The 18563-nt window shown below is 71.9% G+C and carries 21 protein-coding genes; 8 read left to right on the top strand and 13 right to left on the bottom strand.

The features are described from left to right. The coding region (locus Asi02nite_RS34780; protein ID WP_505606570.1) for a cytochrome P450 family protein at positions 1-537 on the bottom strand (537 nt) is incomplete at its 3' end. A 71-nt stretch (positions 538-608) separates the two neighbouring features. Between Asi02nite_RS34780 and Asi02nite_RS34775 the strand changes: the two genes are divergently transcribed. Together Asi02nite_RS34775 and Asi02nite_RS34770 are read left to right on the top strand one after the other, a co-directional pair. After that, the gene (locus Asi02nite_RS34775) at positions 609-2933 is read left to right on the top strand and encodes a molybdopterin oxidoreductase family protein (protein ID WP_203718276.1); all 2325 of its coding nucleotides are present in this window, start codon (positions 609-611) and stop codon (positions 2931-2933) included. Between the two features lies 1 nt (position 2934). Further along, positions 2935-3390, top strand: coding sequence for a hypothetical protein (locus tag Asi02nite_RS34770; protein WP_203718275.1), 456 nt, complete (start codon positions 2935-2937; stop codon positions 3388-3390). A 20-nt stretch (positions 3391-3410) separates the two neighbouring features. Here Asi02nite_RS34770 and Asi02nite_RS34765 read toward each other — a convergent pair whose 3' ends face one another. Continuing rightward, entirely contained in the window at positions 3411-3905 is a 495-nt protein-coding gene (locus Asi02nite_RS34765; RefSeq protein ID WP_203718274.1) for a hemerythrin domain-containing protein, read from the bottom strand. 66 nt (positions 3906-3971) lie between these two features. After that, the gene (locus Asi02nite_RS34760; protein ID WP_203718273.1) at positions 3972-4766 is read right to left on the bottom strand and encodes an SDR family NAD(P)-dependent oxidoreductase; all 795 of its coding nucleotides are present in this window, start codon (positions 4764-4766) and stop codon (positions 3972-3974) included. Between the two features lie 143 nt (positions 4767-4909). Here Asi02nite_RS34760 and Asi02nite_RS34755 point away from each other — a divergent pair, with 143 nt between their 5' ends. After that, entirely contained in the window at positions 4910-5110 is a 201-nt protein-coding gene (locus Asi02nite_RS34755) for a hypothetical protein (RefSeq protein WP_203718272.1), read from the top strand. Between the two features lie 60 nt (positions 5111-5170). On the opposite strand, the gene Asi02nite_RS34750 is transcribed toward Asi02nite_RS34755, so the two are convergent. After that, on the bottom strand, positions 5171-5614 hold the full coding sequence (locus Asi02nite_RS34750) for a nitroreductase family deazaflavin-dependent oxidoreductase (protein WP_203718271.1): 444 nt from the start codon (positions 5612-5614) through the stop codon (positions 5171-5173). Between the two features lie 147 nt (positions 5615-5761). Here Asi02nite_RS34750 and Asi02nite_RS34745 point away from each other — a divergent pair, with 147 nt between their 5' ends. Both Asi02nite_RS34745 and Asi02nite_RS42875 read left to right on the top strand, forming a co-directional pair. After that, a complete protein-coding gene (locus Asi02nite_RS34745; protein ID WP_275410432.1) occupies positions 5762-6751 on the top strand; it encodes an RNA-guided endonuclease InsQ/TnpB family protein in 990 nt (329 codons plus the stop codon). Continuing rightward, a complete protein-coding gene (locus Asi02nite_RS42875) occupies positions 6733-6870 on the top strand; it encodes a zinc ribbon domain-containing protein (protein ID WP_203718269.1) in 138 nt (45 codons plus the stop codon). The genes Asi02nite_RS34745 and Asi02nite_RS42875 overlap by 19 nt, the downstream gene beginning before the upstream one ends. Positions 6871-7016: 146 nt before the next feature. Here the strand turns inward: Asi02nite_RS42875 and Asi02nite_RS34735 are convergent, their stop codons facing one another. Continuing rightward, a complete protein-coding gene (locus Asi02nite_RS34735; protein WP_203718268.1) occupies positions 7017-8177 on the bottom strand; it encodes a monooxygenase in 1161 nt (386 codons plus the stop codon). A gap of 107 nt (positions 8178-8284) precedes the next feature. Between Asi02nite_RS34735 and Asi02nite_RS34730 the strand changes: the two genes are divergently transcribed. After that, positions 8285-9064 (top strand): class I SAM-dependent methyltransferase, encoded by a 780-nt coding sequence (locus Asi02nite_RS34730; RefSeq protein ID WP_203718267.1) that lies wholly within the window; start codon positions 8285-8287, stop codon positions 9062-9064. Positions 9065-9103: 39 nt separating this feature from the next. Here the strand turns inward: Asi02nite_RS34730 and Asi02nite_RS34725 are convergent, their stop codons facing one another. Next, positions 9104-9304 carry a hypothetical protein gene (locus Asi02nite_RS34725; protein WP_203718266.1) on the bottom strand — a complete coding sequence of 67 codons (201 nt, stop codon included), beginning with the start codon at positions 9302-9304 and terminating at the stop codon, positions 9104-9106. 26 nt (positions 9305-9330) lie between these two features. Here Asi02nite_RS34725 and Asi02nite_RS34720 point away from each other — a divergent pair, with 26 nt between their 5' ends. Continuing rightward, positions 9331-10356 carry a D-2-hydroxyacid dehydrogenase gene (locus Asi02nite_RS34720; RefSeq protein ID WP_203718265.1) on the top strand — a complete coding sequence of 342 codons (1026 nt, stop codon included), beginning with the start codon at positions 9331-9333 and terminating at the stop codon, positions 10354-10356. An 11-nt stretch (positions 10357-10367) separates the two neighbouring features. Here Asi02nite_RS34720 and Asi02nite_RS34715 read toward each other — a convergent pair whose 3' ends face one another. Further along, positions 10368-11819, bottom strand: coding sequence for a serine/threonine-protein kinase (locus tag Asi02nite_RS34715; protein ID WP_239127449.1), 1452 nt, complete (start codon positions 11817-11819; stop codon positions 10368-10370). Positions 11820-11912: 93 nt separating this feature from the next. On the opposite strand from Asi02nite_RS34715, the gene Asi02nite_RS34710 reads away from it, so the two are divergent. Continuing rightward, the gene (locus tag Asi02nite_RS34710) at positions 11913-12425 is read left to right on the top strand and encodes a cupin domain-containing protein (RefSeq protein ID WP_203718264.1); all 513 of its coding nucleotides are present in this window, start codon (positions 11913-11915) and stop codon (positions 12423-12425) included. A 305-nt stretch (positions 12426-12730) separates the two neighbouring features. Here Asi02nite_RS34710 and Asi02nite_RS34705 read toward each other — a convergent pair whose 3' ends face one another. The 6 genes from Asi02nite_RS34705 to Asi02nite_RS34680 all read right to left on the bottom strand — a co-directional run bounded on the left by Asi02nite_RS34705 (position 12731) and on the right by Asi02nite_RS34680 (position 18550). Continuing rightward, positions 12731-13675, bottom strand: a complete 945-nt coding sequence (locus Asi02nite_RS34705) for a hypothetical protein (protein ID WP_203718263.1) — start codon at positions 13673-13675, stop codon at positions 12731-12733. 73 nt (positions 13676-13748) lie between these two features. Further along, positions 13749-14492: an ABC transporter ATP-binding protein gene (locus tag Asi02nite_RS34700; RefSeq protein ID WP_203718262.1), complete on the bottom strand. Its 744-nt coding sequence runs from the start codon at positions 14490-14492 to the stop codon at positions 13749-13751. Beyond that, the gene (locus Asi02nite_RS34695) at positions 14489-15283 is read right to left on the bottom strand and encodes an ATP-binding cassette domain-containing protein (RefSeq protein WP_203718261.1); all 795 of its coding nucleotides are present in this window, start codon (positions 15281-15283) and stop codon (positions 14489-14491) included. The genes Asi02nite_RS34700 and Asi02nite_RS34695 overlap by 4 nt, the downstream gene beginning before the upstream one ends. Continuing rightward, positions 15280-16092, bottom strand: a complete 813-nt coding sequence (locus Asi02nite_RS34690) for an ABC transporter permease (protein WP_203718260.1) — start codon at positions 16090-16092, stop codon at positions 15280-15282. Before Asi02nite_RS34690 ends, Asi02nite_RS34695 begins: the two co-directional genes overlap by 4 nt. Further along, entirely contained in the window at positions 16092-17045 is a 954-nt protein-coding gene (locus Asi02nite_RS34685; RefSeq protein ID WP_203718259.1) for an ABC transporter permease, read from the bottom strand. The genes Asi02nite_RS34690 and Asi02nite_RS34685 overlap by 1 nt, the downstream gene beginning before the upstream one ends. After that, the gene (locus tag Asi02nite_RS34680) at positions 17042-18550 is read right to left on the bottom strand and encodes an ABC transporter substrate-binding protein (protein WP_239127446.1); all 1509 of its coding nucleotides are present in this window, start codon (positions 18548-18550) and stop codon (positions 17042-17044) included. Before Asi02nite_RS34680 ends, Asi02nite_RS34685 begins: the two co-directional genes overlap by 4 nt. Positions 18551-18563: the final 13 nt, after the last annotated feature.

Genomic DNA, 18563 nt, shown 5'->3' with positions numbered 1-18563 from the left:
CTCCTCCTGGCGCCGGCGGGCGCGGCGGGCCCGCCGGTGCCGCGGCCCGGCGGTCGCGAAACCGTCGACCATCGCCACGCAGTCGTGGGCCAGGTCGTCGTCCGGCGGCAGGCCCACCCAGCGCGCGACGCCCGCGGCCAGCACCCGGGCCGTCTCGTCGAACAACGACACCTGCCGGCCGGCCCAGCCGGGTGCGGCGGCGGCCCAGGCCGCGCCGGTCTGCCCGACCAGGTCGGCGATCCGGTCGGTGCTGAACAGGGCCAGGAACATCGCCTTGCGGTGCCGGTGGGCGAGGCTGTCCAGGGTGTGCACCGCGCCGTGCCCGAACAGCGTCGACTGCACGAACCCGGGTACGGCACCCGCGCGCCGCACGTGCCGTTCGTCGTAGAAGAACCGGGCTGCCGTCGGCCCGCCGATCCCGAACGCCGGGCGGCCCAGGATCCGCGTCTCGACCACGCCGTCGGGGGAGCGGCGGCGGGCGTCGGGCAACCAGGCGTACCCCTTGATCAGCAGTGCGGCGGAGCTCTCCGGTGTCATACGCACCACGCTTCCCGGGCAGGTGCGGCGCAAACGTGGTTGGGGTAGCGCCGACGGGGTACGGGCCGGCTATGGCAACGGACGACCGGATCGCCGATCCGTGGGGTGCGCGTACGCCGTATGGACCCGGCACGGACTGGCCCACCCGGGTCGACGTCCACCTCGCCGAAGGGCTGACCGAGGCCGACGTCGACCGCTGGGCGCAGTCCGCGTCACTGCTGCACTCCAACGGCGACGCCATGGACATCGCGGTCAAGGACGGCCGGATCGCGGGCGTCCGCGGGCGCGCCGTCGACCGGGTCAACCGCGGCCGGCTCGGCCCGAAGGACCTGTACGGCTGGCAGGCCAACAACAGCCCGGACCGGCTGACCCGGCCACTGGTGCGCGACGGCGGCCGGCTGGTCGAGACCGACTGGGACACCGCGATGGGCCGGATCGTCGACCGGTCCCGGGAGCTGCTCGACGGGCCCGGCGGCTGGGGCAGGTTCGGCTTCTACACGAGCGGGCAACTCTTCCTGGAGGAGTACTACGCGCTCGCGGTGCTCGGCAAGGCCGGCATCGGCACCCCGCACATGGACGGCAACACCCGGCTCTGCACCGCGACCGCGGCGTCGTCGCTCAAGGAGAGCTTCGGCACCGACGGGCAGCCCGGCTCGTACGCGGACGTCGACCACTGCGACGCCCTCGCCCTGTGGGGGCACAACGCCGCCGCCACGCAGACCGTGCTGTGGAGCCGGATGCTCGACCGCCGCCGCGGCACCGACGCGCCCGCGCTGCTCGCCGTCGACCCGCGCACCACACCGGTGGCCCGCGAGGCCGACGTGCACCTCGCCGTCCGCCCGGGCACCAACGTCGCGTTGCTCAACGGCCTGCTGCGGGAGATCATCGCGAAGGGGTGGTACGACGAGTCGTACGTGGCCGCCCACACGACGGGCTTCGAGGCGTTGGCGCGGACGGTCGACGCGTACCCGCCGGAGCGGGTGGCCGAGATCTGCGGTGTCGAGGCCCGCGACGTGCGGCGCGCCGCGGAGCTGCTCGGCGGCGCGCAGCGGCTGCTCTCCACCGTGCTGCAGGGCTTCTACCAGTCCAACCAGGCCACCGCCGCCGCCTGCCAGGTCAACAACCTGCACCTGCTGCGCGGCATGATCGGGCACCCGGGGGCCGGCCTGCTGCAGATGAACGGGCAGCCGACGGCGCAGAACAACCGCGAGTGCGGCGCCGACGGCGACCTGCCGGGCTTCCGCAACTGGGCCAACCCGGAGCACGTCGCGCAGCTCGCCCGGCTGTTAAACGTCGAGCCGCGGATCATCCCGACGTGGTCGCCGCCGACCCACGCGATGCAGATCTTCCGGTACGCCGAGCAGGGCTCGATCCGGTTTCTCTGGGTCAGCGCCACGAACCCGGCCGTCAGCCTCCCGGAGCTGGCCCGGATCCGCCGCATCCTGGCCGGCGAAGGGCTGTTCCTGGTGGTCCAGGACCTCTTCCTGACCGAGACCGCGGCGCTCGCCGACGTGGTGCTGCCCGCGGCGACCTGGGGCGAGAAGACCGGCACGTTCACCAACGCCGACCGCACCGTGCACCTCTCGGAGCGCGCGGTCGACCCGCCCGGCGAGGCGCGTGCCGACCTCGACATCTTCCTCGACTACGCGCGCCGGATGGACTTCCGCGACCGCGACGGGCGGCCGTTGCTGCCGTGGCGGGAGCCCGAGGAGGTCTTCGCGGCGTGGCGCGAGTGCTCGCGCGGCCGGCCGTGTGACTACAGTGGACTGTCGTACGCGAAGCTGCGCGGTGGCAGCGGGGTGCAGTGGCCGTGCACCGACCTGGCGCCGGACGGCACCGAGCGGCTCTACACCTACGGCGAGTTCAACACCGACTCCGACTACTGCGAGAGCTACGGCCAGGACCTGGTGACCGGCGCCGAGGTCACGCCCGAGCAGCACCGCGCGAAGCAACCGGGCGGGCGGGCCTTCCTGCACGCGGTCGACTACCAGCCGTCGGCGGAGACGCCGGGCACGGAATATCCGCTCCAGCTCACCACCGGCCGTTCCCTCTACCAGTTCCACACCCGGACCAAGACCGGGCGCGCGCCCGAGCTGAACGGCGCCGCGCCGGACGTCTGGGTCGAGCTGCATCCGGACGACGCGGGTCCAGCCGGGATCGCCGAGGGCGACCGGGTGCGGATCGAGTCACCGCGCGGGGCCGTCGTCGCACCGGCGCGGCTGACCGGCGTACGCCCGGGCGTGGTGTTCATCCCGTTCCACTACGGCTGGTGGGACACCGTTGGCGAGCCGCACGACCGGGCGGCCAACGAGCTGACCCTGACGGCCTGGGATCCCGTGTCGAAGCAGCCGCTGTTCAAGTCGGGCGCGGTGCGGGTCGCCCGGACGGAGGACTGAGATGCACGTCGCGCACTATCTCGGGCTGCTGCACCGGGCGGAGGCCAACCTCGCCGACGCCTACCGCGAGGTCGCCGCCGCGCACGCGGCGGAGGCCGACGTGTTCCACATCGTCGGGCGCCTGGCCGTCCAGTGCGACACCCACGTCGAGCGGCTGGCGCCGTTCGTCGACCGCTACGCCGAGGAGGCGCCCGCCGAGCCGGAACGGCTGCACGCCGAGCTGTTCGCCGGTGCCCGCTCGGGCGGCCTCGGCCTGCTGCGCGACCTGCACGACCTCTACCTGATGGTGTCGTACGCCGACATCACCTGGACCATGCTCGGCCAGGCGGCGGCGGGACTGCGCGACGACGACCTGGCGGCGGTGGTCACGGCCTGCGAGGCGGAGACCGCGACCCAGCTCGCCTGGCTGCGTACGCGGATGAAGGCGGCCGCGCCCCAGGCCCTCGTCGTGGCGTAGGGGCGCGGCCGGCTTCGGGTTCAGGCCGTCAGCGCGTCGATCGCCTTCTTCAGCGCGCCCGGCGAGCTCGGCCGGCGCGGTGCCTTCTCCTTCAGCTCCAGCATCCGTACGCCGATCTCCTGCAGCTTCGCGCGCCCGAGGCCCTCGCGGACCTTCGGGAACCACTCCTCTTCCTCTTCCTCGATGTGGTGCGTGACGTTCTCGATGAGCACCATCGTCTTGGCCTCGAAGCGCTCGTCGTCCGGCGACATCGAGGCGAGCTCGATGCAGAGCACGTCGGCCACGTGATGCTCCTCGTAGGACTCCAGCACGTCGTCCTCGAGATCGGGCAGGAGCTGGCGGGTCTCGGGATACATGCACTCGTTCTCGATGTACGTGTGCACGGTCAGCTCTTCGATGATCTTGTCGACCAGGTCGCCCTTGCGCTTGGGCGTGTCAGCGGCCTGAAACTCCCGGAAAAGCCGCTTGATCTCCTTGTGGTCCTGCTTGAGCAGGACGATCGCGTCCGTTGACATCGGATCCTCCAGGGGGAGCGGAAAGCTGCTTGCGGTTACCCGGGCGGGCGTGGCGCAAACCAGGTTTTAGTCGCCCGAACCGGGCTCGGCCATCCGGCGGTGCATCTCGGCCTTCACCTTGTCCGGGACGACCTTGCCCGCCACCGCCTGGACCTTGTTCATGACCGACCCGGCGACCACGTGGTCGTCGCCCTTCATCAGCGCCTCGAAGCCCTGCGCGGCCACCTTCGCCGGGTCGTCCTTGCTCTCCGAGCCGACCTTCGTGTCCTGCATCCCGGCCCGCTCGAAGAACGCGGTGTCCGTCGCCCCCGGCATCAGCGACGTCACGGTGACGCCGGTGTCCTTGAGCTCGTTGCGCAGCGCCTCGGCGAACGACTGCACGAACGACTTCGAGGCGTTGTAGACCGCCTGGAACGAGCCCGGCATGGCGGACGCGATCGACGAGGTGAACAGCACCCGGCCGGTGCCGCGGTCGAGCATGTCGGGGATGACGCGCTTGGCCAGGTGCACGGTCGAGCGCACGTTGAGGTCGACGATGTTCAGCTCGTCGTCCAGGGCCGTGTCGGTGGCGAACCCGCCGCCGGCGCCGCGCCCCGCGTTGATCGCGATCGCGTCGACGGGCCGGTCGATGGCGGCGTAGAGCTCCTCGACCCCCTCCGCGGTGGCCAGGTCGACCCGCACGGTCCTGACCTGGTTCTCGCCGTCGCGCCGCAGGGCGTCGCCGGCCTGCTCGATGTCGGCATCCTCCGCGGTGACGAGCACGTCGAAGCCGTGGGTGGCGAACTGCCGGGCCAACTCGAAGCCGATACCGCTCGACGCGCCGGTGACCACGGCGAAGGGGCGGTCGGAAGGCAAACTCATGATCGAACCTCCGCTGCTGGGAAACTCACGTGGCGGGAGTGCCCGGGAGCGGCCGGGTTAATCGCGGGGGACGTTTCAGCGTGCGCGGTCACGGGAATTCAACCCGTTGGATCCGACATATCCGCTTTTAAGGAGATTTGGTCATGGGGGAGAAACCGGGCAAGAACCTCGAAGAGGAGCCGCAGGAGGTACGCGGGCCCAAGGGCTCGCGCGACGCGGGCCCGTCCGGGCCGACGGGCGAGAAGGCGGGCCGACCCGCCGGCAAGTCCGACGAGCGTGCCGACACCTCGGTGCAGCCACAGGGGCCGCAGGACCCGGACGCCCCGAACCTCCAGCGCGGCTGACGTGTGACGAAGAAGGGCGACCCTTTCTTGGGGTCGCCCTTCTTTCGTGGCCGGCACCGCTCAGGCGTCGGCCTTCGGCGTCAGCACGAACACGGGGATGACCCGGTCGGTCTTCGTCTGGTAGTCGTCGTAGTCGGGCCAGGTGGCGGTGGCGCGCTTCCACCACACCGCGCGCTCCTCCCCGGTCACCTGCCGGGCGACGTAGTCCTTGCGCACCGCACCGTCCTGCAACTCGACGTGCGGATGGGCGACGAGGTTGTGGTACCAGACGGGATGGGTCGGCGCCCCACCCTGCGAGGCGACCACGGCGTACTCACCGTCGTGCTCGACCCGCATGAGCGGCGTCTTACGGATCTTCCCGGTCCTGGCGCCGACCGACGTCAACAGAATGATCGGACGACCACGCAGCGTATTGCCTTCAGCGCCGCCCGTACTCTCGAACAACTCGGCCTGCTTGCGCGCCCAGTCACTGGCACTAGGCGCATACTCACCGTTCAGGGGCACGGTGTTCTCCTTGGGGGTGCTCGGGGGTCCGCACTCGGTGTGTCATGAGTGCTTCTCTATTTCTATCAGCGATAGTCGGCGGGTGCCCTTGTCGAGGCCGTCGAGGCGGAGCGGTGCGCACCGGAAGGCGGTGGCGGACCAGTTTCGCTGACGAAGCAGGGTTTCCGCATCGAACTGGACCCGACACCAGATCAGGTGGTCGCCATGGTCCGGCATGCCGGCCTGTCGCGATTCGTGGAGAACTTCTGCCTCGACAAGATCCTTGACGCGCTCGCGGCTCGGCGAGCCGAGGAGGAACGCGGTGTTGCGGCGGCCGAGCGGACGAAGGTGCCGTGGACGGCGATGGACCTCGAGCGGCTGTGGCGGTCCGAGCATCCAACCGTCGCGCCGTGGTTCGCGGAATCCAAACTGTCGTCGCGGGTCCCGAAAGAGGCGTGCCGGCTGAGGGCCGTGGGACTGATGAACTGGTGGAAATCCAGGAAGGGGGACCGCAAAGGGCCGAAGGCGAACTTCCCGAGGCGCCGCAAGCGTAAGCATGGCTCCCGGTTCCGCTACGACGCCGACCGTGCCAAGCCTGCGGGGGCGCGTACCGTCGCTCTTCCCGGCATTCCCGGTGGTGTCACGACTCGTGAGGACATGTCGTGGCTGACCGACCGGGTAGCCGCCGGACGCGCACGAGTCATCGGAGCCACCGTCCGCGAGAAGGCAGGACGGTGGTGGGTGAGCTTCCAGATCGAGGTCGAGCGCCGCGACGTCAACGCCCGACGGATGATCAGCGCCGATATGCCGGCGTGCGGTATCGACCTGGGCCTGACAACATTCGCGGTCATCCAGGACGACACCGGCGAGGTAGCCGACATCGTGGCACCGAAGCCACTCAAGACCGCGCTGCGGAAGCTCCGCAGGGCGAACAAGGCGCTGTCGCGCAAAGAGGCGCAGTCGCGGAACAGACGCAGAGCCCACCTGCACGTCGCGGCCCTGCATCTGCGGGTCGCTGCCCGGCGTGGCGATTTCCTGCACAAGCTGACCACGGAGCTCGCGAGAACCAAGCGGGCAATCGCTGTCGAGTCGCTCAACATCGCTGGAATCGCCAGTAACCGTCGCCTCGCGCGGGCAGTGTGGTCAATACCGCGCTGACGCTGTCGCAGCGGACCTGGACCTGCGGGTGCGGTGCCGTGCACGACCGAGACCGCAACGCGGCCCAGAACCTGCTTGCCGCCATGCACGCCAACCATGTGATCGACGTGGCCGGGTAGTTCCCACGGACACGATAAACGCCTGATGGAGGCGGTGTAAGACCTCGGCATGCCGAGGCTGCTGCCGGCGAAGCAGGAACAGGATGCGAGACGTCGGGTACCTGACGTTCTCCGAACGGTTGACGCGAAGCTATCTCGCTTCCGCGTCAACGGCCAGGTGCCTCGAGCACGATCCCCAGGCACATCTCGTCGGCCGTGCCCTCGCCCCAGACCACGTAGCGCGGTGGCAGCTTGCGCAGCGCCGGTAGCTGTTGGCGCAGCGTCGCGTCGTGGGTGCAGGTCACGCGGTAGGTGTCGCCGGGCTTGACGGTCACTCCCTCGCCCACCGGGCGTACGGCCTGGTCGTCGAAGTTGAACGTCGGGATGTCGAGCAGCGTGCGGGCGCCCGGCTTGCCCGGGTTGAGCTCCACCTTGATCGACCGGCCGAGCAGGTGCATGTGGCCGCCCACGCCGTAGAGGGTGGCGGACCGGGTGACCCGGCGGCCGCAGGACTGGGTCGGCCCCGGGTCGGGCGCGCCGCCGCAGAGCCGGCCGAGACCGGTCACCATGTCGCCGGACTGCGCGCCGAACCGGCGTACGACATCCTCGATCGCCTTGTCGCGGTCGCACAGGTCGCCGTGCTCGCCGGCGGCGCACGGCAGCTCGACCGGCGCGGCGACCAGCGTGGTGCGCAGCGGGGTCAGGTCGCCGCCAGCCAGCCGCAGCCGGATGCCGGAGCGGTCGGCGCCACCGGGCTTTCCCGCGGTGGCCAGCAGGCTGTAGTGGATCTGCATGACCAGCAGGCTGCCCGCGCCCAGCTCGAAGCCGAGGCCGGTCGGGTAGATGCTCTCGCCGCCGCCCGGCGCCCAGCTCGCCACCCAGGCCGGGTCGTCGCCGATGCCGGCGTCGCCGAAGCACTGCCAGCCGTCGCCGTCGGTGGCCGCGTCGTGGGCGCGGACCCGGTCGGCGTCGTCGGGCGGGACGCGGAAGAAGATCGCGTGGTGGACGATCGCGCGGTTGTCGGGGCGGAACTCGCTGCCGGTCAGGAACGCGCGGTCGGTCAGCTCGGGGTCGACGACGAAGCAGCGGTATTCGTCGGCGTCGTCGCCGGGCGGGTCGGGGGTGAACGGGCGGGCGAGGCCGGTGTCGACGAACCGCTCGCCGGCGCGCAAGGGCTGGGCGGGCGGCGCGGAGCCGCTGCCGCTGCCGTGGAGCCCGTGAGTCTCCGTCGGCGCCGGTTCGTCGGGCGGCTGGGCACCCCCTCCACATGCGGCGAGCGAGAGTGCGCAGACGGCGGAAACGAGGATGAGCGGCACACGCCGGACCATGTATGGCAACTTATCTCTTCCGGGCGCGACGGCGTACCCCGTGGACCTGAAGCTGGCACGCGTAAACGTGATTGCGTGACGTGATCACGGGCCGGGATGATCGGCCGGTGATCGGGCCGACGTGGACGCTGTTCGACCGGGTCGCCGCCGACTACGACGCGGTGGTGCCGTTCTTCGCCGAGTTCGGTGCGGCGATCGTGGCGGCCGTCGACCCGCCGGCCGGCTGCCGTTTCCTCGACCTGGGCGCCGGCCGCGGCGCGCTGACCGGGCCGGCCCTGGCCCGCGGCTGCCGGGTCACCGCGGTCGACGCGGCACCCGCGATGTGCGCGCACCTCGCCACCGCGTACCCGGAAGCGGTCGTGCACGTCATGGACGCCGAGCGACTCGACCTGCCGGCGGGCGCCCTCGACGTGGTGGCGTCGGCGTTCGTCATCCACGTCCTGTCGTCCCCGGCGGCGGGCGTGGGGGAGGCGTTCCGGGTGCTGGCGCCGGGCGGGCGGTTCGCCTTCACCGGCGGGAGCGCCCGCAGCCGTCTCCCCGGGCCGATCGGCGGTGCCCCGCTGGCCGGCCGGCTCGACGCGCTGTTCGGCGAGTTCGCGGCGCACCTGGCGCCGGGGGGCAGCATGGGCACGCCGGTGGACGCGGCCGACCTGCTGGACGCGGCGGGTTTCGTCGAGATCCGGGAGGCCCGCGCCGAGGCGACGGTCACGTTCCCGGACAACGCGACACTCTGGCGCTGGATCATGACCCACGGCTACCGCGCCTTCGTCGAGGACCTCCCGGACAACCACCGCGCGGAGTTCCACGACCGGGTGCTGGCCCTGCCCCTGGACGACGGCGTGCTGCACCGCGTGACGGGCATCTGGTCGGGCCGCAAACCGGAATGACGCACGGCCCGTTCCGGAGGACGCCGCCCGACCCGCTGACTAAGCAAATACGCCGAACATGTTCAATGTCGCGCCCACCACCAGGCACGAGGCGCAGACGATGAGAACCGCACGGCGGGCGTTGGCCTCGAAGCGGCTCATGTTCGGCGGGCGGAACGCGGAGTGTCGGACCACCTGCTTGTTGAACAGGATGAACGCCAAACCAACGCCCGCCGCCCCCAGGGACACAAGAACATCCATGTCGGGCGTGAGCTAGCGTCCACGGCGTGTCTGCTCGGCTCGGCGTGCTGATCGCCACCTACCTCGAACCCGATCTCGTCGCGCGGATCGCGGCCGTCGACGCGCGGCTCGACGTGATCTACGAACCGGACATCCTGCCGGTTCCGCGCTACGTCGCCGATCACACGGGTACGCCGCGGCGGCTGACCCCGGCGCAGCAGGACCGTTGGACCAAGGCCCTGGCCGCCGCCGACGTCTCCTGGGACTTCGACTGGCAGGCGCCCGCGGACCTGCCCGCCCGCGCGCCCGGGTTGCGCTGGGTGCAGGCCACCCGGGCCGGCATCGGCGGCTTCGTACGGAGCACCGGGCTCGACCGGACCGACCTGACGTTCACCACGGCCGCCGGCGTCCACGCCGTACCCCTGGCCGAGTTCGCGGTCCTCGGCGCCCTGCACTTCGTCAAGGGCGTCCCGACGCTGCGGGCCCGGCAGGCGGCGCACCACTGGGAACGCTTCACGACCGCCCAACTCGCCGGGCGCACCGTCACCGTGGTCGGGCTCGGCGGCATCGGCCGGCAGGTGATCGCCAGCTTCGCCGCGCTCGGCACGCACGTGCTCGCGGTCGGGCGCCCGGGGCGGAGCTACGACGTCGCGGCGCCCGCACACTCCATTGGGGACCTTGACGACCTGTTGCCGCGTACGGACGTCCTGGTGGTCTGCACCCCGCTGACCGACGAGACCGAAGGCATGATCTCGGCCGCCCGGATCGCCCGCCTCAAGCCCGGCGCGATCGTCGTGAACATCGGCCGCGGCCCGGTCGTCGACGAGGCGGCCCTCGCCGACGCACTGCGCACCGGCGCGCTGGCCGGCGCCGCGCTCGACGTCTTCGAAACCGAGCCGCTGCCGGCGGACTCGCCGCTCTGGGACCTCGACAACGTGCTCGTCTCGCCCCACTCGGCGTCGACGGTGGACACCGAGAACGCCGCGATCACGGAGTTGTTCGCCGACAACCTGCGCCGCTGGCTCGAGGGTCGCGAGCTACGCAACGTCTACCGGCGCGAGCTGGGCTACTGACCTGGTGTGCGCTAGGCGCCCCGGTAGCTGCTGGCCACCAGCCGTAGGCGCGGCGCGTCGGCCGGCCAGGCCGCGTCGTCGGTGAACCAGGACAACGCGTACGCCCGACCGGGTGCGGTGGTGACCGCGATGCGCCGCGCGTGCCGGCGGGTGCCGGCGTCCCATGTGTACTCCCACGCGGCGCCACCCTCGGCGGCCGGCACGGGGCTGATGGCCGTCAGGGTGTAGCCGGGCAGGGACCCGGCGGCGCGCAGGTCGGTTTCGGCGCGGCGCCACAGGTCCGCCGGGTCGGCCGTCGGGGTGACCGTCGGGTCGACGGTCAGGGTCCGGGTGCCGCCGGGGTCACGGAAGCACACCGCCGCGCCGGCCGTGAAGCGGGCCCAGCCGGTCGGCACCGCGACGGTGAAGCCGGCATCGTCGGTGTGCCAGCGCCAGCCGGCGGGCAGGGCCGAGCCACTGTCCGCGGCGGCGAGGGCCATCGCGGTGGGGCCGGGGCCGGCGGCGAGGCAGGCGTGCACCGGCGGCGGAGGGTCGGGCGCGCCCGACGGCAGGGCGACGGCCGCCGCGGTGCCCGCGAACGCGAGGGTCAACGCCGCGGTGGCGGCCAGCACGGTCCGCCAGCGCGGCCGCCGACGGCCCGGCGCGGGCTCGGGCTCGGGCTCGGCGATCGTCTCGAGCAGCCGGCGGGCCTCGTCGGCGCCGGCGCGACGGGCCGGATCGCGCTCCAGCAGCCGCAGGATCACCGGCGCGAGCGGCCCGGCCCGTCGCATGGGGTCGGGCTGGCCGACCGCCAGCGCGGTCAACGTGGCCACCACCGTCGACCGGTGGAAGGGCCCGGTCCCCTCGACGAGGGCGTAGAGGGTCGCGCCTAGCGACCAGAGATCACACTCCACGGTGGACACGCCGCGACGGGCACTCTCCGGCGCGACGAAGTCGGGGGAGCCGAGCACCTGGTCGGGTACGGTCACCCCACCGTCGGCGACGACCGCGAGCCCGAAGTCGGTGAGCACCACCCGCCCGTCGTCGGCGAGCAGGATGTTCTGCGGCTTGACGTCCCGGTGGATGACCCCGGCCCGGTGCGCGGCCGTCAACGCCGCGAGGATCTCCAGCCCGAGCCGGGCGGTCTCAGTGGGATCGAACGGCCCTTGCTCGGCGACGAGGTCGTGCAGGGAGGGCGCGGGCACGTACTCCATGACGATCCAGGGCCGGTCCGTACGCACGACGTCGAGCACCGCGACCACGTTGGGATGCCGCAGCCGCGACGCGGCCCGCGCCTCCCGCAGGGTCCGCGCCCACCGCTCATCGGCACTGGCGCCGGCCAGCCACACGGGCGCCACCATCTCCTTGACGGCGACGTCCCGCCCGAGAACGAGATCGCGCCCATGCCAGACCCGCCCCATCCCCCCGGCCCCGACGACCCGGTCCAGGACGTACCGCTCGGCAAGCACGGTTTCGGCAGTCACACCAGTCGTTCGGAGCCGGCGCCGTGGCGGATTGGTCCCGACCCTCGGCGGGTCGGTGTCGTTTTCGTCGCGTTGACGTTGGACGATCAGGGAATGACGACATCCGATCCACCACCGTTGACCGTGGTCCAGCCCGGTGGCGGCCCCACCGGTGAACTCGGCTCCATCGGCGTGCAGTTCAAGCTCTGGGGGCAGGACACCGGCGGTTCGATCTCGGTGGTCGAGCACCCGTTCCCGGTCGGCGCGCTGGTGCCGCCGCACCTGCACACGCGGGAGGACGAGTACTCCATCGTCACCGCGGGCGAGATCGGGTTCCGGTCCGGCGACCGCGAGGTCGTGCTGGGGGCGGGCGGCTACATCACCAAGCCGCGGGGCGAACTGCACGCCATGTGGAACGCGGGCACCGAGCCGGCCCGCATGATCGAGATCATCAGCCCGGCCGGCTTCGAGCACTTCTTCCGCGAGGTGTCCGAGATGGTCGCGGCCGGCACGGCGGACCCGGACGAGGGCGCCCGGCTGGCGGACCGCTACGGCCTAGAGTTCGGCGAGCCGGACTGGCTCCCAAGCATCATCGAACGGTACGGCCTGACACCGCTCAGACCGTAACCCGAGCGCCGCGCCCGGCCATCGCGGGCGCGGTCCGTGGTGGCGCGCCGTTGCCACGCGGCCATCGAGGTTTCGAATGCCGCTGAGGCCGAGCGCTGCGTGCGGGCATCGCGGGGCGGTCGGCGGCGGCGCGTTGGTCCACGCGGCCAGGCAGGTTTCCTGTGCCGCTCAAGCCGTGGGCCGAGTGCCGCCTCCGGCCAGGGAGGTCTCGAATGCCACACAGGCCGTAGGCAGAGTGCCGCGTCGTGGCATCGCATTCCCGGGCGCCGCCCTCGTCAATGCGGCCAGGAACCCTCGGATGCCGCTCAGCCCGTGAGCAAGGCCCCGCGCTCGACGTCGATCGCGGCGAGACGGGCGCGGGCCGCCTCGGCCCGTTGGTCCAGGCCGCTCCGCACCTCGCGGACCAGCGCCACACACTGCTCGACGTTCGCCGCCGCCTGTTTGATCCGCTCGCGTACCGCGAAGTCCGTGAAGACGTTGTCGAACCAGACGTCGACGAAGCGGGTCAGCCCGTCCACCGCGAGACGCGGCGCGGTCGGCCCGGAGCCCGGTACGTCGGCGAGCTCCGTGCGCAGCACCGCCAGGCACCGGTCCGCGTGTGCCGCCGCCTGGGCCGCTTCGTCCAGGCGGGCGTGTTTCATCGCGCTGCCCACGATGCCGCCGCCGAAGAACGTGTCGTAGGTCGACCAGCCGCCGGCGCTGCCCACCTTGCGCTGGACCTCCGCCAACGCCGTATCCGCGGCGTCCGCCGCCCGTAACGCCTCCGAAAGCTCGCGTAGCTCCGAGGTGAGCCGTCCGCGCTCGTCGGCGAGGGCCAGCAGCCGCGGCCCGCGCGGGTCACCCGACGACCGCAGGTGCTGCTCCTTCTCCGCGAGAACCGCCGCGTATTCCCGCGGCGCCGACGACAGCCGGCGCAACCGTTCCCGGGTCGCCTCCTGCTCCCGGCGCACCATCGCGAGCCGCGCCTCCGCGTCGGCCACCTGGTAGCGCGCCGCGTCCGCCTCCGCCCGCTCGCGCGCCAGCAGGTCGTCGCGGGCACCGCGCAGCGAGGCCAGCACCCGGGTCAGCGACATGCCCTCGAGCTTGTCGACGTCGCGCTGCTCGGCCAGGTGCGTCGCGCGCAACCCCGAAAGGCGCGTGATCAGCTCCGACGCCCGGGCGTCCAGGTCGGCACCGCGCCGCGTCATCACCTCGTGCTCCCGCACCGCCTCGGCTGCGGCGGCGACCCGCCGCTCGATCTCGTCGGCCATCCGCCCATTGCACACCAAGGCCGCAACCCCGTCATCCTAGGATGCCTTAGGCGGGGTGACGGCAACCGCCAGGTCAAGAAGGCAGCCGCGGGATGCTCGCGATCAAACGCCGCGTGTACGCGTCGCGCGGGCTCCCGAGCACCTCGCGCGTCGGTCCCTGCTCGACCACCCGCCCGCGCTCCAGCACGACGGTCTCGTCGCAGAGGCTCGCCACCGCCGCCAGGTCGTGGGAGACCATCACCAGCGTCAAACCGCGCGTCGCCCGCAACTCGGCCAGCAGGTCGATGATCCGGACCTTCGTGCTCACGTCCAGCGCGCTCACCGGCTCGTCGGCGAGCAGCACCGTCGGCTCGACGGCGATGGCCCGGGCGATCGCGATCCGCTGCCGTTGCCCACCCGAGAACTCGTGCGGATAGCGCTCCGCCGCGTCCGCCGGCAGGCCGACCGCATCCAGCGCCGCGGCTACCCGGGGTGCCTGGTCGGTGAAACCCAGGGCGCGCAACGGCTCACCGACGATCCGCGAGACCTGCTGACGAGGGTCCAATGAGGAGTACGGGTCCTGGAACACCGTCTGCACCTGGCGCCGGAACGGCTGGGCCGCGCGATGCCGGGTTGGCAGCGGCCGTCCCGAGAACAGCACGGTGCCCGAGGTCGGCCGGCGCAGCCCCAGCAACAGCCGCAGCAGCGTGGTCTTGCCCGCCGCCGACTCACCCACCAACGCCACGCTCCGCCCGGCCGTCACCCCGAACGAGACGTCGTCGAGCACGGGCGCCCCGTCGGCGTACCGGAATCCGACGGACCGGGCCTCCAGGATCACGAGACACCTCCGAGGTCGAGGGCCGCGTCGAGGCGGCGGGCGCTGGCCACCAGCGAGCGGGTGTAGTCGTCGCCCGGGTTCGCCAGCACCGTCCGCAGCGGTCCTGACTGGACCGGGCGGCCGCCGGAGAGGACCACGACCTCGTCGGTGACCTTTGCGACCACCGCCAGGTCGTGGCTGACGAACAGCAGCGCCATGTCGTGGGCCGCGACCAACCGGTCGAGCAGCGCCAGCACGTCCGCCTGCACGGTCACGTCCAGCGCCGTCGTCGGCTCGTCGGCGATCAGCAGCGCCGGCCGACAGGCCAGGGCCATCGCGATCGCGGCCCGTTGGCGCTGGCCGCCGGAGACCTCGTGCGGGTACGCGCGGGCCACCCGCGCGGGCAGCGCCACCTCGTCGAGCGCCTCGAGGACCGCCGACCGCAACGCGGCGCCGCGCAGGCCGCGGTGGCGGCGCAGCGGCTCGGCGATCTGCTTCCCGAGCCGCATCAGGGGATCCAGGGCGGTGGACGGCTCCTGGAAGACCACGGCGGCGACGCGGCCGCGTACCCGGTCGAGGGTCCGGTCCGTGGCGCCGATCACCGGTGTCCCGTCGAGCAGCACCGTCCCGGTGGCGGCGAGCCCCGGCGGGAGGAGGCCGGTGACCGCCAGCGCGGTCAGCGACTTGCCCGACCCGGACTCGCCGATCAGGCTCAGCCGGCCGCCGCGCGGGACAGCGAACGACAGGCCCGACACGAGGGCGCGACCGTCGTGGGTGGACACCGCCAGGCCCGATACGGACAGCAGGCTCACCGGTGCCTCCGGCGGGTCGGGTCGGCGACGTCGCGCAGGCCGTCGGCGAGCAGGTTGACGCCCACCACCAGCACGACGAGCAGGACGCCGGGTGCGATGGCGCCGACGGGCGCGGTCAGCACCGTCGATTGCGCCTCCTGCAGCAGCCGGCCCCAGGACGCGTTGGGTGGCGGCGGGCCGAGGCCCAGGTACGACAGGCTCGCCTCGGCCAGCACCGCGAGCCCGAACTGCAGCGCCAGGTTCACGACCAGCGTCGGCCAGATGTTGGGCAGCACGTGGGCGGTGACGATGCGCGGCCAGCTCAGGCCGGATGTGCGGGCCGCGGTCACGTAGTCCATCGCCAGCACCCGCTTGGCGAGCACCCGGGTCAGCCGGGCCACGATCGCCGCCATCGCCAGGCCGATCGCCACGATCGCGGAGCCGAGCGACGCACCCCGGGCCGCCACCACCAGCATCGCCAGCAGCAGCGTCGGGAACGCGATGAGGATGTCGAGCAGGGCCGCGAGGGTGTCGTCGAGCCAGCGGTTGGCGAACGCCGCCAGCAGTCCGGCGAGTCCGCCGAGCAGGGCTCCCAGCGCGACCGCGCCGGCGCCGACCGCCATCGCGATCCGGGCCCCGATCATCAGCCGGGTGAGCAGGTCGCGGCCGAGCTTGTCGGTGCCGAGCAGGTGGTGCGCGCCCGGGCCTTCCAGGCGTCCGCCGGTGGTGTCCGCGGCCGGGAACGGCGTCCAGAACAGCGACACCAGCGCGACCGTCACGACGAGCAGGACCAGCACGATGCCGGCGACGAGGAAGACGCGGCGGCGCATCAGAGCCGTCCCGTCCGCAGCCGCGGGTCGATCAGCCGCTGGGCCACGTCGGCGAGGAAGCCGACGATCAGCACCGCGAACGTGCTGACGAACAGCACACCCTGGATCACCGGGTAGTCGTGCTGCGCGATGCCGCGGACCAGCATGCTGCCGAGGCCGGGCAGCGCGAAGACACTCTCGATGACGACGGCGCCGAGGAACGTGGTGGCGAGCTCGATGCCGAGCACCGACACCACCGGCACGGCCGCGTTGCGCACCCCGTGGCGCCACATGGCGCCGACGAACGACGAGCCGAGCGCGCGGGCGGTACGCAGGTGGTCGCTGCCCAGCACGTCCAGCGTCGCCGACCGGACGTACCGGATCAGCGACGCGGCCATCACGAGGGCGACCGTGACCACCGGCAGCACCAGCGCCCGCATGGCGTCACCCGGTGTCGACCAGCCGTAGGGCGGGAACCCGCCGGCGGGCAGCACCCGTAGGTGGAGCGCGAAGACCCAGACGAGCAGCAGGCCGAGCCAGAACGCGGGTACGGCGATGCCGAGCTGCGACACGACACCGACGACGGCCCCGTACCAGGTGTGGGACCGGTGCGCGGCGACGAAACCCACCGGCACCGCGACGACGACCGCGAGCACGAACGCCGCCAGCGTCAGCGGCACGGTCACCGCCAGCCGGCTGACGATCTCCGGGCCGACCGGCAGCGAGCTGACGAACGACGTGCCGAAGTGGAGCGTGGCGAGCTGGCCCAGCCAGTGCCCGAACTGCGCGGGCAGTGGCCGGTCCGTGCCGATCTGGTGGCGGGCGGCGGCCACCTGGTCGGGTGTCGCCCCGACGGACAGCAGCGCGTTGGCCGGGTCGCCCGGCAGGAGCCGGAGCAACACGAACAGCACGATGCTGGCCAACAGGAGCGTGCCGACCAGCAGCGCCGCCCGCCGCACCAGGTAGCGGGTCATCCCTTCTGGATGCCGTACGCGAAGAACTGCGAGTTGAGCCCGTTGACCGGGTAACCGGACAGCTTCGTCGAGGCGACCACGATCTGCGGGTAGAGGTAGAGCCAGTCGCTGGCCGCGTCCTCGGCGATCTGGCGGTCCGCCTTCTTCAGCAGGTCGGTCTGCTCAGCCTCGGAAGGGGCCTGCTCCGCCTGCTTGATCCAGGCGGTCACCTGCGGGTTGTCGTAACCCCAGTAGAACGACGGGTCGCCGTACCAGACGACGTCGCGGTCGTTGACGTGTTCCTGCAGCGTCGCCGCGAAGTCCTTGTTCTGGTAGACCTTCGTGTACCACTGGTCGGCGGTGATCACGTTGATGTCGACCGTGATGCCGACCTTCGCCAGCTCCGACTTGACGAACGCCGCGACCGTCGGGTGCGGGTCGTAGTTCGGGGTGTCCAACGTGAACGTGAACCCGCCCGCGTGCCCCGCGTCGGCCAGCAGCTTCTTGGCCTCGTCCACGTTGTACGCGTTGACCCCGGTCAGGTCGGTGTGCCACGGGTCCGACGGCGGCACCATCGACCCGATCAGCGAGCCGTGGTCACCCCAGATCGACTGCAGCAGCTTCTTGTCGTCGATCGCGGCGCTGACCGCCTTGCGCACCTTGACGTCGTTGAACGGCGCGACCCGGTCGTTGAAGGCGAGCAGCAGCTTGGTGGTCGAGTGCCCGTCGGTGACCTTGTAGGCCGGGTTGTCGGTGAACTGCGCGAGGGCGTCCGGGTTCTGCTCGCTGGTCACGACGTCGACCGCGTTGGTCAGCAGGGCGTTGTCGAGCGCGCTGCCGTCGGTGAAGTAGTGGAACACTACGCCGCCGTTGGTGGCCGGCGTGCCCCAGTAGGACGGGTTCTTGGTGAGCGTCAGCGAGGAGCCACGCTTCCAACCGTCCAGCTTGTACGGACCGGTGCCGTCCTCCTTCGCCTGCAGCGAGCCCGCCTGGTCGTTGACGATCCAGACGTAGCTGAGGTTGTAGACGAACGAGATCGACCGGGCGGCCAGCGTGACGGTGACCGTCTTCGGGTCCGGCGTCGCGATCTGCTTGATCTCCGGGAAGCTGCTCTTGCGCGCCGACTTGGAGTCGGGCGCGAGCACCTTCTCGATGCTGTACTTCACGTCGGCCGAGGTGAGTGCCTTGCCCGAGTGGAACGTCACGCCGTCGCGCAGCGTGAACGTGTAGGTGAGGCCGTCGGCGCTGACCGTGTGGTTCGCGGCGAGCAGCGGCTCCACCTTGCCGTCGTCGGTCAGCTTGAACAGTCCTTCGTAGACGTTCCCGTTGAACGCCTCGGTGACGCCCTGGCCGCCACCGGCGGTGTTGTCGAGGTTCTGCGGCTCGTAGAGCGAGCCGACCTGGATGATCGCGTCCGACTTGCCGGCGGCCGCGGGCGAGGCGTCGCCGGCGCCCGAGCCGCAGGCGGCCAGGGCGAGAGCGGTCGCGACCACGGCGCCGAACAGCGCGATGCGTTGCTTTTTCACGTGTGTGTCTCCG

Origin of the sequence: Asanoa siamensis (genome assembly GCF_016862555.1) — a bacterium.
Taxonomy (GTDB): domain Bacteria; phylum Actinomycetota; class Actinomycetes; order Mycobacteriales; family Micromonosporaceae; genus Asanoa; species Asanoa siamensis.
Note: the sequence above shows the minus strand (reverse complement) of the source record. Positions and strands in the feature narration are given on the sequence as shown.